Origin of the sequence: Salinarchaeum sp. Harcht-Bsk1, assembly GCF_000403645.1 — an archaeon.
Classification (GTDB): Archaea; Halobacteriota; Halobacteria; order Halobacteriales; family Salinarchaeaceae; genus Salinarchaeum.
On the sequence record NC_021313.1, the window covers coordinates 39,293 to 53,441 of the forward strand.

The window sequence follows — 14,149 nt, forward strand, 5'->3', positions numbered from 1 at the left end:
CGTACGGCGACACCCGCCGGTGGCACCGGTCTTATTGTCCGGCGGTCCCCAGACCGCCACATGTCGAGCCCGGCAGCGCTGGCCGAGCGGGCACTCCTCCTCGAGGTCGCAGCGACGCCGACGCCGGGCAACGTCGACCGGGAGCGCGACCTCCCCGACCTCCGCTTCGAGCAGTTTCTCGCAGGAGCGACCGGCGCCCGGGATGGTCTCGAACGCATTGCCGAGGGAGACGCGATCGCGGACGGCTTCGAGAACGCGGTCGCCTGCATGGCCGAAGCGTCTGGGACGAACACCCAGTTCGGGTCGCTCCTGTTGCTCGCGCCGCTCCTCCGGGCGAGCGTGCGCAACGATCGGTTGACCCCGGAGACAGCCAGTGCAGCAGCCACAGCAACCACCGTCGACGACGCCGCAGCCTTCTACCGGAGCTTCGGTCACGTCGACGTCCGGGTCGACGATCCACCCGCGGATCTCGAACCACTCGACGTCCGCCGAGGATCAGACGCGATCCCGACGCTCCGCGACCGGGGCCTGACGCTGGCCGACGTCATGGAGACCGCAGCGGATCGCGACGGGATCGCTGCCGAGTGGACCCACGGCTTCGAGCGAACGTTCGCTGCCGCCGATCGACTCGCGACCACCGATGGACCGATCGGCGAGCGTGCTGCCCGGGTGCACCTCGAACTGCTCGCGGCGGAACCGGACACGCTCGTCGCCACGAAGCACGACGAAGCGACTGCTGCGGAGGTCCGACGGCGCGCTGCGTCGATCGATCCAGAGGACGTGGATGCCGTACGGGACTTCTCCGAGGAACTGATCGATCGCGGAATCAACCCCGGGACGACGGCGGACCTCCTGGCCGGGGCGCTGTTCGTCGCGCTCGTTCGCGGCGAGGTGGAACCGTGAGCCACGCACGGAGCTACGGCGTCACTCCCGACGGCGAGCGCGTCGAGGGCTGGCCGGCACGCCTCGCTGGCGTCACGGAAACCGTAATCGCGACGAAGGGCCCCAACGACCACTGGAACCAGGCGGCCCTCGGTATCTCGCCCACGGGCGGGAACGACGAGGAGATTCCAGCAGGTGCCACGACGGCGGCCACCGCACGGAGCTACGGGCGCACCCGGACCCGCAGGAACCTCGACGCCGGTCGGGACGCCTACGTGCAGTTTACGACCGATCCGGTGGACTTCGTCGAAGCGGCGTTGACGACCTTCGAGACCGACGAGCCGATCCTCGAACGGTCCGCCGCCTGGACGCGAATCGAGTGCGAGGAACGGAAGCGAACCGTCGATCGGGGAACAGAGATCGTGACGTGGACGCTGGAACCAGTCGAATCGGGCGTCCGTACGCGATCGGTGCCGACAGCGAACCGCGCTCGCGCAGCCGTAATCGAAGCGACGGTACCTGCCTCCAGACTGGACGTGGACGGCTACGACGAGGCGGATCTCCTGGCGCGACTCGAGTCCCTCGCGTCCGTCGTCGACGCCACTGGCGACGCACGGACGCTCGCTGCTTTCGACAGCATCGACGAGTACGTCGGCTGGCGCGATCGAATCAGAGAATAACGGGACGCTGGAATCGGCCAGTCAGTCCTCGCCGAGAATGCCGGTGTACGTCATCGACTCGGGATCGAGCACCTCGTCGGCCTCCTCCTCGCTGAGGTAGCCCTCGTCGATCACGACTTCGCGGACCGTCTTGTCCTCCGCGAGCGCCTGCTTGGCGGCCTTGCTCGCCTTGTCGTACCCGATGTGGGGATTGAGCGCCGTCGCGAGCGCCATCGACTGCGCGACCTGTGCCTCGCAGTGCGCCTCGTTCGCTTCGAGTTTCGCGACGAACTTCGCGGCGAAGTTCTCGCTCGCGTTCGCCAGTAGCTGCGTCGATTCGAGGAAGTTCGACGCGAGCACTGGCTTGTAGAGGTTGAGGTCGAGTTCGCCACGGGCGGCACCCGCCGAGACCGCGGCGTCGTTGCCGACGACCTGCTTGTGGACCTGGTTGACCGACTCCGCGACGACGGGGTTGATCTTCCCGGGCATGATCGAGGAGCCGGGCTGGTTCTCGGGCTGTTCGACCTCGCCGAGTCCGTTCCGCGGTCCGGAGGCCAGCAGCCGGAGGTCGTTGGCCATCTTGTTCAGCGAGCCAGCGATCGTCCGGAGCGCGCCGTGGGCTTCGGCCATCGCGTCGTGGGCCGCCTGGGCCTCGAAGTGATCGTCGGCCTCCCGGAAGGGGAGTTCCGTCTCCTCGGCGATGTACTCGGCGGCTCGCTGCGGGAACTCCTCGTGGGTGTTCAGGCCGGTCCCGACGGCAGTGCCGCCGAGTGCGAGTTCCGCGAGATGGTCCCCGACGTGGTCGATGCGTCGGAGCCCTTTCTCGACCTGGGTCCGGTAGCCGCCGAACTCCTGGCCGAGACGAACCGGCGTCGCGTCCTGGAGGTGGGTCCGGCCGGTCTTGACGACGCCGTCGAAGGCCTGCTCCTTCTCAGCGAGCACGTCCCGGAGCGTGACGAGACCGGGTCGGAGGTCCTTCTCGACTGCCTCGAGTGCGGCGACGTGCATCGCCGTCGGAATGACGTCGTTGCTGGACTGGCCGAAGTTGACGTGGTCGTTCGGGTGCACCTCCCGAGAGCCGATCTCGCCACCGACGATCTCCGTCGCGCGATTGGCGATGACCTCGTTAGCGTTCATGTTCGTCGACGTCCCGGAGCCGGTCTGGAAGACGTCGACGGGGAACTGGTCGTCGAGTTCGCCGGCGATGACCTCGTCGGCAGCGGCGACGATCGCCTCGCCCTTCTCCTGGGGGATCGTGCCAAGGTCGAGGTTCGCCCGTGCGGCGGCCTTCTTCACGACGCCGAGCGCCCGGACGAACCGTCGGCCGAACCGCCGGTCAGAGATCGGGAAGTTCTCGACCGCGCGCTGGGTCTGTGCGCCCCAGTACGCGTCGGCCGGCACCTGCATCTCGCCGAGGCTGTCCCGCTCCGTGCGGTACTCCTCTGTCATGACTCGACCTTCGCAGGCCGCGAGTAAAATACACCGGATCCATGGCTAATCGACGGATACTGGTCGAGGTATCGTTTCTCGCATTATTGAGGAGGTTTCTTTGCGGAGGAAACGAAACACAGTAGTATGTCAGCCAGTAGTGATGCCCTCGACGGGGAGACCGTCGAAGCGACGCTCCTCGAAGCGGAGATCATCGAACCGACGACCGACGGCGACGATCATCGGGTCGCGGCAGCGGTGATGGATGCCCTCGACCAGGAGTACTACCGCATGGCCAACCCAAACGCGGAACGGGAGCAGCTACGAACGCTCCTTGGTGACGCGATCACACTCGATGCTGGTAGCGACGAACCCCATTTCGAAGCCGAGGAGATCGACGACGGGTTCGAACTCCGCCGCGAAGGCACAACCAGCGGCCGCTGGCCGTCACGCCTGGCGTTCCGAACGGATCTGGCCTTCTCCAGCGTCCTCGAAGACCGGATCGACGACTGGGACGACCTTGCGAGCGCCCAGCGGGGCGACCTGCTGTCAGGAACGCGCCTGTTCCTCGACACGTGTCCAGATTGCGAAGCATCGCTTTCCTTCCGCGTCACCGAGCCCGGCAGTGAGGCGTCTCAAGCGAGTACCAGCGACGACTCGGCCAGCCACGAAGTGGCGTTGCTGGCCTGTGGGGACTGCGAGGAGACGCTGTTCGTCGGAGACGCCGTGGTCGGCGCCTAGCTCCAGCGGTCGAGGCCCGTCTGCTGCGTCGCGTCGCGAATCCGCTCGAAGCCACGGTCGACCTCGTCCGAAGCGACGCCCCAGCCGTCGACGACGAACTCGCGCGCGGCGTCGAGATCCGGCGTCACTGTCAGGTCGATATCGTAGTCGTCTGTGACGGGCGGATCAAAGAACAGATTCCGGATCCTGTCGGCGTGTGGAAGCTCCTCGCCCCGGGCATCCAGAACCCCGAAGAGGTCGCCGTGCTCCTGGATCGCGTCGATCGCGGTCTTCGGGCCGACGCCGTGGACGCCGTCGTTGAAGTCCGTTCCACAGAGGATCCCGGCGTCGACGAGCTGTTCGTAGGTGATGCCGTGTCGATCGAGCGTCGCCTGCAGTTCCATCCGTTCGACGTCCCCACTGCTCGTCAGGTCGCGATAGGTGACCGGCGAACCGAAGAGGAGTGCGTCGTAGTCCTCCGTTCCGGCGGCATCGACGGTGCCGTCCGCAGCCATGTGAGCACACTGGGCCTCACCCTCGGCCGGTGCCTCGACGACGGGGAGGTCGAGTCGTTCGAGGAGTTCGCGAGAGGTCGACTGGATCGTGTCCGTCAGGCGCTGGGTCTGGGATTCGAGGCGGGCGACCTCCATAGCGTCGCCCTCCTCGCGAGCCCGTTCGAGTTGTTCCTCGCGGACCGCACGCGCTTCGCGTCGTTGCTCGACCTCGTCGGCCTTCAGGTCGGTCACTGCGCCGTCGAAGACGAACACCGGCGTGACGTCGTTCTCGAGAAATCGTGGGACGCCCTGGCAGATACCGATGAGATTTGCGACCTCCTCGCCGTTCGGCGTGGTGTAGGCGTCGTCGCGCGTGAACCGAACGACCGTCGTCAGGTACCGGTACAGCCAGTTGTGCGCGTCGATCGCAACGACCTCGCCGGCGAGCGAGTCGATCGGGACGTCCTCGATCGCGGCTAGCTCTCGCAGGGCTGCGTTCCCCATTTGCGTTCGCCTATGTCACGACCCGGCTTGAATCCCCGCTATCGCTCCGGTGTCTCAGGATCGATCACGTCCGGAGGCTGTCCGTCTCGGTGCCGCTCGACGACGGACTGCTGCTCGACCGGGAGGTCACGATCGGCGAAGCGGTCGAATCCGTCGCGGTACTGCTCGGTCGACGGATCGGGAGCCGGCGCTTCGAGCACCAGTTCGCCCATCCCGCTCTCCTCGCCAGTGAACGCGAATCCGGCGCGGTAGCCCGCCTGGTAGGCGATCGGATTGTTGACGCCGATCCGGACGCGATCGTAGCCGCGTTCGAGTGCTCGATCGACGACGAACGCCAGCAGTCTCGGGCCGATCCCCCCGTCGCGGTGGTCGGTTCGTACGGAGACGTAGCGGATCCGCAGCGCTCCATCGGCAGCCCGGTCCTCGTCGAACGACGCGACTGCCAGGACGGCATCTTCGGACGGCGACCAGGGTTCGTCGTCGCGCTGTGACTCGATCGGGGCCGCCGTCGGGTCGGCGTCTGCTGCCAGCGCGGCGGCGATCCCGGTCCGACCAGTCACGTAGTTGCCGGCGTACGCGAATCGCTCGTGGTCGAGGTCGAGGCGGGGCGAGTCCTCGGGCCACCCGAGCAAGCGGAACTGCACGACCGAAACGATGCGTCCAGTCGCCGTAGGAGCTTCGACGTGAGCGGGTGGTGGTCTAGTGCAAACGGGAGGAGTGGTCCAGGAGGACCGGTGGAGTGATCCGTGACGAGTGGACGGAGTGGTCTGGGGCGAGTGGGGAGTAGTCGGGGGCGAACGGATCGAGCGTGCCTCAGACCCGTTCGTAGATGCGGAGTTTGCTGTCGACGACGGAGAACGCGGACTGGAGGGCAGGCGGGATCGTCTCGGCCTTCCCGATGACGAGGTACCCGCCAGAGCGCATCGAGTCGGCGATCGTCGAGAGCACCGGCTGTTTGTACTCGTTGTCGATGTAGATGAAGAGGTTTCGACACATCACGACGTCGAACTCTGACTTCGAGGGATCGTTGATCAGGTCGTGTTTCTCGAAGCTGATCGGCGCCTTGGTCGCCTGACGCATCCGAAACTGGTCCCCTGACTGTTCGACGTAGCTGTGATAGTTCGAGAGGAACTGGAGTTGTTCCCCGACGTCGACGGTCCTGGTGTTCTCGTAGCGACCCTCGCGGGCGTGGTCGAGCGATTCCTCGTTGATGTCCGTCGCGCGGATACGGAGCCGTTCCGGATCACATCGAGGGTCGTCGTGGGCGAGGAGCGACAGCGAGTAGGGCTCTCGACCGTCCGCACACGCTGCGCTCCAGGCGCGAACGATCGACCGCTCCTCGAATAGCTCCCGCAGATGCTCCCGGATCCCCTCCCAGACGTCGGGGTTGCGGAAGAAGCCAGTGACGTTGATCGACAGGGCGTCGAGTAGCGCCTGCTGTTCCTCCTCGCTACTGGCCAGAAGGTCGTGGTAGTCGCCGAAGTCCTCCGTGTCGGTCCGGCGGATGCGCGACGTGAAGCGACGTTTGAGGTAACTGTCGTTGTAGTGACTGGTCGCGAAGGACATCTCGTCCTCGACGAAGGTCGCGAGCGCCTGGAACTCGGGTTCGCTGTCGGCTCCGCTCACAGCTCGGTCACTCCTTCACCGTCGACCTCGCCGTCGGCGACAGTGATCCGGAGCACGCCCGTCGTGGCGTTGAACTCGACGGTCCGGCCCTTCTCGCCGCCGACGTCCTCCGCGACGAGCGGGACGCCGAGTTTCTCGAGTTCGGCCCTGGCAGCCTCGACGTTCCGGTTACCGACGCCTTCTCCGAAGCTCTTGAACTCGAACATGTCGCTCCCGCCCGCAATCTTTGCCTCGACGTCGGTGTACGTCGCACCCTCCTCGACCATCCGCCGGAGCATCGCCCGGATCGCCGTGTCGGCGAACTTTCCGGGGTTCGTGGCGTCGCCAGCCTCGTCGCCGCTGGGGAGCATGACGTGTGCGAGCCCGCCGACCTGCGCCTCCGGATCGTAGAGCGCGACCCCGAGACAGGAGCCGAGCCCGTAGGACTTCAGGGTCGTGTCGGCGTCTGTGACGACGAACTCCGAGATACCGACCTGTACCTGCTGTGGCGTCGGCGCACCGGGTTCACTTCCGTACGTCTTCATGTGTTAGGCCTCGTCGATCGGGAACTCGGCTTCGATCGGTTCGTCGTCGATGCGATCGACGTCGAGCTGGCTGAGTGCCCGCTCGAGGTCGTCCTCGTCGGGAATCGCGTAGATCTCGACGTCGAACTCCCGGTCGGCCGCCTGGACGTGGGTGTCGAAGACGAACGCGAAGTCTTGTGAATCGCCGAACTGGAGCACGATCGGGTCCATGACGGCCGCGCCGAGGTCGTGGGAGTACTCGGGAGGCGTGTGATCGATGTTGGTGTCGAGCACGTTCGCCCAGCCGTCGAGGAACCCACTCGCCATGATGTTCGAGAGCTCCTTGATCGCGCTCTGCCCCATCTCGCCGAACGCGTCGTCGGGCGCCGTCGGCAGCATGCCGTCCACGACCGTCTCCGCGGAGTCCTCCTCGAAGCAGAAGACGAGGTAGCCACTCGGCGTGCCGTCGAACTCGAAGGCGACGGCGACGAGCCGACGGTTGCCGAGTTCCTGTGGGATGGCGGACATCGGCACGAAGTTGAGCCGTCGAAGCTCGATCTCCGTGTCGAAGCCGGTCATCGTCGAGATGTTGTCGGCGACTTCCTCGGCACCGCGCTGTGCCATGCGGTCGAAGCCGACCAGTTTGTCGTACTCGATCCCGTCGCTCTCGCGGAGGCGATCCAGCAGCGCGGCGAAGTCGTCGTGATCGGGAAAGAGGTAGTGCGTGAACCCGATCTCCTCGCCGACGGCCTCGATCTGGCTCCGGAACATGATCGCCATGTCGTCCTCCCCGGGTGCCGCCTCGAGGCCCTCGAGGAACGGTTCGGGATCCGAGCCCTGGACGAACTCGGGGGTCGTCATGTCGATGGCGGTCTCGAGGACGTCCGCCCACCCGTCGACGAACCCACTGTTGATGATCTGGCCGACCTCCTCCATCGCGGACTCGGCGAGTTCGTCGAATTCGGCCGGATCGGCGTCGACGCCGTCCTGAGCCCAGGCCTCGCCGACGGTAGTGCCGTCCTCCGGCTCGGGAGCCGCGTCGTCGAACTGGTCGCCCAGGAGCGTCTGGAGGACGCGGCGTGCGCTGTCGGCGTCGAAGACGACCATCGAGTGGCCCTCGATCGCGCCGGAGAGTTCGACGCGGACGCCGACTTTCTCGCCGCCCGCCGCGAGTTCCTTGTGGATCTCCTCGCCGCGGACGAAGTTGAGCTTCGTAATCCCGACGCGGGCCTCGACTTCGGCGATACCGGTGAGCCGCCCGGCGGCGATCCCGGCACCCTCGCGGGCCATCTGGTGGAACGTTCCCAGTGCCGTAGTGTCGAGCCTCATGCTGTGGCGGTCTCGAGATTGTTGACCATCTCGACGAACTCCTCGAGGTCGGGGAAGGCGTAGATCTCCGCCTTGATCTCGTAGCTGGGGACGCTGAGATCCGAGTCGAAGAAGAGGGCGAGGTCGTCGCCGCCGAGCCCGGCAGTTCGTTCGACGATCTCACCGGCAGGGGCGTAGACGAGCTGGGGCGTGGCCACGTCGATGGTCGTGCCGAGCACGTCCGCCCAGCCGTCGATGAAGCCACTCGCCATCATGTTACCCAGCTCCTCGACGGCCGAGCGAGCCATCTCGCCGGAGACGGAAGACATGTCGTCGACCATGTCCGAGAGCATGAGCGCGGTGATCTTCTTCGCGCTCGACTCGGGGAACAGGATGAGGACGTGGCCATGTGGGGGTTCCATCAGCCGCGTCCGAACGCCGACGCGCTTGCCATCGTCGAGCTGGGCCTTGATGTCCTCGATCTCGACGAAGTTCGTCGTCGTGACCTCCATCTGTGCGTCCTCCCCCGTCAGGGTGGACATGTTGTCGGCCACGCCGTTCGTCCCGACTTTTGCCATCTCGTTGATGAAGCTCAACTTCCGGATGTCGACCATTAGCGTCATGTGTGAACCTCGTGTGCGATCATAGCGTTTCCACGTCCAGGATCGTGACCACGTCCCCGTCGCCGAGCACGCTCGCGCCACCGAGTCCGGGCACGTCGCTGAGCACCCCTTCGAAGGGCTTCACGACGACCTCCTGCTGTTCGCGGACCTGATCGCAGTGGATCGCGGCTTCGCGAACGTCGTCTCGGAGGTGGACCAGCATGCCGGCGTTGGGATCGGATCGCTCCGGCGTGGACAGTGCCTCGTCCAGCCGGATCAGCTGGCGACGATCCTCTCCGCCGTCGCTGACCAGAACTTCCTGGCCGTCCTGGGTTTCGACGCCGACGACCGGACCGATTTCGTCGACGTTCTTGATCGGAATACCGTACTCCTCGCCCCCAACGTCGACGAACAGGACTTCCGCGATCGCCAGCGTCACCGGAAGCTCCATCGTGATCGTCGTCCCCTCGCCGGGCTCGCTCTCGACGGTCACGGAGCCGTCGAGCCGATCGACGGTCTCCGCGACCACGTCCATCCCGACGCCGCGCCCACTGACGTCGGTGACCTCCGCTGCCGTCGAGAAGCCCGCGTGGAAGATCAGCTCGTGAACGTCCTCGTCGTCCATCGAGTCGACCTCCGACCGGGTGTGGATCCCCTCCTCGACGGCCGCGTCCCGCACGGCGTCGGCGTCGATACCGGCGCCGTCGTCCTCGACGGTGATGGTCACGCGATCGCGCTCGCGGGTGGCTCGGAGCTCCACGGAGCCCTCGGCGGGCTTGCCGGACTCCTCGCGAACGTCCGGCGTCTCGATCCCGTGGTCGATCGCGTTCCGCACGAGGTGGACCAGCGGGTCGCCGATCTCGTCGAGGATGGACCGATCCAGTTGAACGTCCTCCCCGACCATCTCGAAGTCGACCTGCTTGTCCTCCTCGCGGGCAACGTCGCGGACGATCCGCGGCAGCTTGTTCACCGCGGTCCGGAGCGGCACCAGCCGGACGTCCATGACGGTGTCCTGCAGTTCGCTCGTCACGTCCTCGAGGTCGTCGAGTTCGTCCTCCAGCACCTCGCGTGGCTCGTTCTCGATCAGCGCCCGGCGGAGCCGCGCTCGGCTCGTGACCAGTCCCTCGACCATATTCAACATGCGATCGAGCGACTCGACGTCGACGCGGATCGACTGGGTGCCCGCTGCACGGGCCTCGGCGTCGGCGTCCCGCGACGGGACGCCGAGCGAGCGGATTCGATCCAGGCGATCCTCGTCGACGTCGGGACCGTCGTCGGCCTCGGTTTCCGTAGCGTCGCTGAATCCTGGGTCCTCGAGCGTGTCAGCGTCGGAATCGTCTAGCGAACCGCCGAGTTCGTCGACTTCTCCCTCGAACGAACTCTCAGCATCGTCAGTGATGCGTGCGCCGGGACCAACGTCCTCGGTTTCCACTGGTTCCAGGGTTCCCTCGTCACCGGCAGGCGGAGCGTCCGAGCCACCGACGTCGCCGTCGAGGTCGAGGACGCCGTCGTCCGCGTCGCCGAAGCCATCGACGGCCTCGGCGGCTTCGGACTCGGCCGCGTCCACGTCCGCGCTCGCCTCGGCACCGAGGGAATCCGTCGTCACGTCGCTGCCGAACGAGTCGTCTTCCAGGGCCCCACCGACGGCGACGCCTTCGTCGGTGGCGTCCTCCGGCGACTCCTCGGATCCGGCGACGGATCCCACGCCGAAGTCGACGTCCTCCGACCCGAGGTCGAAGCCGTCGTCGGGGGCGTCGTCGGCAGCGTCCGTCGCTTCTGCGTCCGCCGCTGCCGCTTCCGCTGCAGCGTCTGCCTCCATCTCGCCGAACGAGTCGTCGAGGTCGAGTTCCTCGTCGGCAGTGGGAACGTCCTCGTCGGCGGTGGATTCCTCCGAATCGGAGAGGTCCATGCCGCCTTCACCGAAGGACTGCGCGCTCTCGTCGAGTGACTCGGCGTCCAGTACCTGCGCGGCGTCGAAGTCCTCGTCATCGGTAGCCGCCGAGGTCGTATCGCCCTCGACAGCCGCGTCGTCGGGTTCGGCCACTGTGTCGTCGGCGTCGACGGCGGGTTCCTCGGCGTCGAGGGGGAGTACATCGGTGTCTCCAGCGGGTTCTTCGGCGTCCACAACCGATTCTTCGACGTCTGCGGCCGGTTCGTCGGTATCAGGGGCCGATGCCCCCGCCTCCGCGGTCGACGTTCCGACGTCGGCAGGCGAATCACCAGATTCGACGGGTGCGTCGTCGGACTCGGCTGCAGTATCGTCAGACCCGGCGACAGCATCGTCGGACTCGGCGACGACGTCGTCGAGGGCGGCCCCTCCTGTCTGTGCCTCGGTCGTTGCTTCGTCGATATCCACGGCAGCGTCGGCTGTGGCGGGGTCCTCAGCCTCGGCCATCGCGCCCTCGTCCGTCTCCTCGGAGACACCGCCGAACAGGTCCTCGGCGGTCGCATCCGATCCCAGGTCCTCGGCAGACTCCGCGCCACCTGCAGTCTCCGCGGCGTCGCCAGCGTCGTCGTCCGCAACTGCGGACGTCGCCGGGGCGTCTGCAGCGGCGTCCTCGGCCGCGGAGGCGGTCACCGTCGATTCGGCGAACGAACCGTCGTCTTCGAGTTCGTCCTCGTCGAGGAGTTCGTCGAAGCCGACCTCGTCGTCGCTGTCGTACTCGTCGAACTCGAGGTCGGCCAGTTCGTCCTGGAGTTCGTCGAAGCCGACAGGGTCGACCTCCGCTTTGAGTTGGGCGAACTCCGACGCGGCGTCCTCGACTTCGCCTTCGTCCGCAGGGACGTCGTCGGTATCGGCTGACGACTCGCTCGTTTCGGCTTCCTCCGCGGCAGTCACCTCCTCGTCGGCCGTGTCGACGCCCTCGATCTCCACGTCGTCCTCGGTGATCCCGAGGTCGGCGAACGACCCGGCGTCGCCGAGGTCCTCGAACTCGGAGGTGTCGCCGACCTCCTCTGCCATCTCGTCGAGGTCGTCGAACTGGTCGACGTCGTCGTCGGAGAGCAGTTCGTCGACGGAGACGTCGTCCATGGACTCGGCAGGCTCCTCGGTCGTGGAGTCACCCGCGTCGTCGGTGGGTTCGGCGACCGTTTCCGCCGTGAGTTCGTCCATCCGATCGGTCGCGTCCGTGATCACCTGGTCGGAGACGGCGTCGACGGGATCCAGCGCAGCCTCGACGGCCGCTCGCTCGACGACGCTCGCGAAAGCGGCGTCGATCGTTCCGTCGTAGTCGCCGGTATCGATGGTCTCGCCGTCGGGGTCCGTGCCGAGCAGTTCGAACGCGTCGTCGAGTGCGTCCACCACGGCTCGTCCGTGCACCGCGGGGTCACCGGCCACGTCGAGCCGTACGTGATAGACGCTGTGTTCGCTGTCCGTCCGCGCCGAAACGTTGTCGAGAAGGTCCTCGATCGCCGCGTCCGTGGGCGCTGCGAGCCCCTCCGCCTCGGCATAGGCTCGGAGCGTGGCGATCTCGTCGTCGGCCGCTCGCTGGATCTCGCCCTCTTCGACGGCTTCGCTGATCATCGCGTCGAGTTCGTCGACGCCGTCGAAGATGGCGTCCATCAGCTCCGGGGTGACCGACACGTGATTCGAGCGGATCGCCTCCAATAGATCCTCGATCGCGTGGGCCAGTTCCTCCGCCGGGTCGAAGCCCATCGCACCGCTGTTGCCCTTGAGCGTGTGGGCGGTGCGGAAGATCTGTTCCATCGCCGCCTCGTCGGTCGGATCGTTCTCGAACTCCAGCAACGCGTTGTTGAGTTCGGTGATCTGTTCCTCGCTCTCGCGAGCGAACGCCTCGAGATAGTCAGCCATGCAGATCCACCTCCGGTGGGTCGCTGTCGTCCCGTTCGATCGCCAGCTCGACGATCCCCTCGACGATCTCGTCGTCGGGCAGGACGCGATCGACGTCTCCCGTCGAGATCGCCTGCTTGGGGATGCCGTAGACAGGCGACGTCTCCTCGTCCTGTGCGATCGTCGCGCCGCCGACGCCCTTGATCGTGCTGATGCCCTGGGCGCCGTCCCGTCCCATGCCCGAGAGTGCGACGCCGACGAGTTGCTCGTCGACCTCGCGGGCCGCCGAGAGCATCGTGACGTCGATCGCCGGGCGGACGCCGTGGAGGCGCTCGGACTCGGTCAGTCGCACCTTGCAGTGCTCCGGTCCGGAATAGGCGACCTCCATGTGGTAATCGCCGCGTGCGATCAGGGCCTCACCCGCTGCAACCCGCGCCCCATCGGCGGCTTCCCTGACGTCGTACTCGCTGAAGCCGTCGAGACGACGCGACAGTCGATCGGTGAAGCTCGCCGGCATGTGCTGGACGATCAGCACGCGTGCGTTCAACGCGACGGGGAGCTCCGAGAGGAGTCGCTCGATCACGCGGGGGCCACCGGTCGACGCGCCGATCACGATCGTCGGCGAACCGGTGAAGCCGTCGGGGACGAGACTGTCTTCGCTCGTTTCGATGGACGGTTCGCTGGTTGCCGTGCCAGCCTGTGCTCCGAACGTCGTGCTACTGGACTCGCCGCTGCTCAGCGCCTGTTCGACGGTCGCGCTCGCTTCGAGCACGGCCGCCTCGGCGTCTGCTGCCGTTCGGGCCGCTGCTGCCGCCCGGCTCGTCGCGACGGAGTCGACGTCGGCATCCTCGACGGCGTCGATGGTTTCGATGAGTTCGTCCTCGACCTCACCGATGTCGGCGGATATCTCGCCGCTCGGTTTCGGCAGGAAGTCGATCGCGCCACGAGAGAGCGCGTCGAGGGTAGAGTCGGCACCCTCCTTCGTGTACGCGCTGAGCATGACGATCGGCGTCGGGTGGTCGGCCATGATGTGCTCGACCGCCTCGATGCCTCCCATGCCGGGCATCTCGACGTCCATCGTGATCACGTCGGGTTCGTGCTCCGCCACGGCGTCGATCGCGGTCTCGCCGTCGCTCGCGGTTACCACGTCGTAGCCGTGCTCGCCGAGGACCGTCGAGAGCACGGTACGCATGAACTGCGAGTCGTCGACGACGAGTACCTCACTCATGCGGGAACGACGTCTTTGAGTGCTTTGCGGACGCTCGGCTCCTCGAATGGCTTCGTGACGTAGCCGTCAGCGCCAGCCTTCACCGCGAGTTTCATCTTCTCGCGCTGGCCCACGCTGGTACACATGATGACGCGTGCGTCGGAATCGAGCTTCTTGATGGCCGCCGTGGCCTTGATCCCGTTGCACTTCGGCATCACGATGTCCATCATGACGATATCCGGTTCGTGCTCTTTGTACAGCTTTACCGCTTCGGCACCGTTGGACGCCTCTCCGACGATCTGGTACTCCTCTTCGAGAATCTGCCTGAGGAGGTTCCGCATAAAATGAGAGTCGTCCACGATGAGGACCCCTGTCGACATTTGGTACACCACGAGCGGATTGGCGAAGGCGCACCATAAATGCTAC

The 14,149-nt window shown here is 66.3% G+C and carries 13 protein-coding genes; 3 read left to right on the forward strand and 10 right to left on the reverse strand.

The genetic code is table 11. From position 1 onward, the window contains the following. Positions 1-60 precede the first annotated feature (60 nt). Together L593_RS00195 and L593_RS00200 are read left to right on the forward strand one after the other, a co-directional pair. Positions 61-903: a triphosphoribosyl-dephospho-CoA synthase gene (locus L593_RS00195; RefSeq protein ID WP_020444888.1), complete on the forward strand. Its 843-nt coding sequence runs from the start codon at positions 61-63 to the stop codon at positions 901-903. Further along, entirely contained in the window at positions 900-1,562 is a 663-nt protein-coding gene (locus tag L593_RS00200; protein WP_020444889.1) for a DUF447 domain-containing protein, read from the forward strand. Before L593_RS00195 ends, L593_RS00200 begins: the two co-directional genes overlap by 4 nt. A gap of 21 nt (positions 1,563-1,583) precedes the next feature. Here the strand turns inward: L593_RS00200 and L593_RS00205 are convergent, their stop codons facing one another. Continuing rightward, a complete protein-coding gene (locus L593_RS00205) occupies positions 1,584-2,990 on the reverse strand; it encodes an aspartate ammonia-lyase (RefSeq protein WP_020444890.1) in 1,407 nt (468 codons plus the stop codon). 126 nt (positions 2,991-3,116) lie between these two features. On the opposite strand from L593_RS00205, the gene L593_RS15800 reads away from it, so the two are divergent. Continuing rightward, positions 3,117-3,710: a hypothetical protein gene (locus L593_RS15800; RefSeq protein WP_020444891.1), complete on the forward strand. Its 594-nt coding sequence runs from the start codon at positions 3,117-3,119 to the stop codon at positions 3,708-3,710. On the opposite strand, the gene fen is transcribed toward L593_RS15800, so the two are convergent. The 9 genes from fen to cheY all read right to left on the reverse strand — a co-directional run bounded on the left by fen (position 3,707) and on the right by cheY (position 14,103). Continuing rightward, positions 3,707-4,687 carry a flap endonuclease-1 gene (gene fen / locus L593_RS00215; RefSeq protein ID WP_020444892.1) on the reverse strand — a complete coding sequence of 327 codons (981 nt, stop codon included), beginning with the start codon at positions 4,685-4,687 and terminating at the stop codon, positions 3,707-3,709. The two genes, L593_RS15800 and fen, sit on opposite strands and share 4 nt — an antisense overlap. A gap of 38 nt (positions 4,688-4,725) precedes the next feature. After that, complete coding sequence (locus L593_RS00220) at positions 4,726-5,331, reverse strand: N-acetyltransferase (protein WP_020444893.1); 606 nt, start codon at positions 5,329-5,331, stop codon at positions 4,726-4,728. A gap of 169 nt (positions 5,332-5,500) precedes the next feature. After that, positions 5,501-6,313, reverse strand: a complete 813-nt coding sequence (locus L593_RS00225; RefSeq protein WP_020444894.1) for a protein-glutamate O-methyltransferase CheR — start codon at positions 6,311-6,313, stop codon at positions 5,501-5,503. Next, on the reverse strand, positions 6,310-6,837 hold the full coding sequence (locus L593_RS00230; RefSeq protein ID WP_020444895.1) for a chemotaxis protein CheD: 528 nt from the start codon (positions 6,835-6,837) through the stop codon (positions 6,310-6,312). The genes L593_RS00225 and L593_RS00230 overlap by 4 nt, the downstream gene beginning before the upstream one ends. A 3-nt stretch (positions 6,838-6,840) precedes the next feature. Beyond that, positions 6,841-8,145: a chemotaxis protein CheC gene (locus L593_RS00235; RefSeq protein WP_020444896.1), complete on the reverse strand. Its 1,305-nt coding sequence runs from the start codon at positions 8,143-8,145 to the stop codon at positions 6,841-6,843. Next, entirely contained in the window at positions 8,142-8,747 is a 606-nt protein-coding gene (locus tag L593_RS00240) for a chemotaxis protein CheC (protein WP_049893715.1), read from the reverse strand. Before L593_RS00240 ends, L593_RS00235 begins: the two co-directional genes overlap by 4 nt. Positions 8,748-8,766: 19 nt before the next feature. Then, a complete protein-coding gene (locus L593_RS00245; RefSeq protein WP_020444898.1) occupies positions 8,767-12,537 on the reverse strand; it encodes a chemotaxis protein CheA in 3,771 nt (1,256 codons plus the stop codon). After that, on the reverse strand, positions 12,530-13,744 hold the full coding sequence (gene cheB / locus L593_RS00250; RefSeq protein WP_020444899.1) for a chemotaxis-specific protein-glutamate methyltransferase CheB: 1,215 nt from the start codon (positions 13,742-13,744) through the stop codon (positions 12,530-12,532). Before cheB ends, L593_RS00245 begins: the two co-directional genes overlap by 8 nt. After that, the gene (cheY, locus tag L593_RS00255) at positions 13,741-14,103 is read right to left on the reverse strand and encodes a chemotaxis protein CheY (RefSeq protein ID WP_020444900.1); all 363 of its coding nucleotides are present in this window, start codon (positions 14,101-14,103) and stop codon (positions 13,741-13,743) included. The genes cheB and cheY overlap by 4 nt, the downstream gene beginning before the upstream one ends. Between the last annotated feature and the right edge of the window lie 46 nt (positions 14,104-14,149).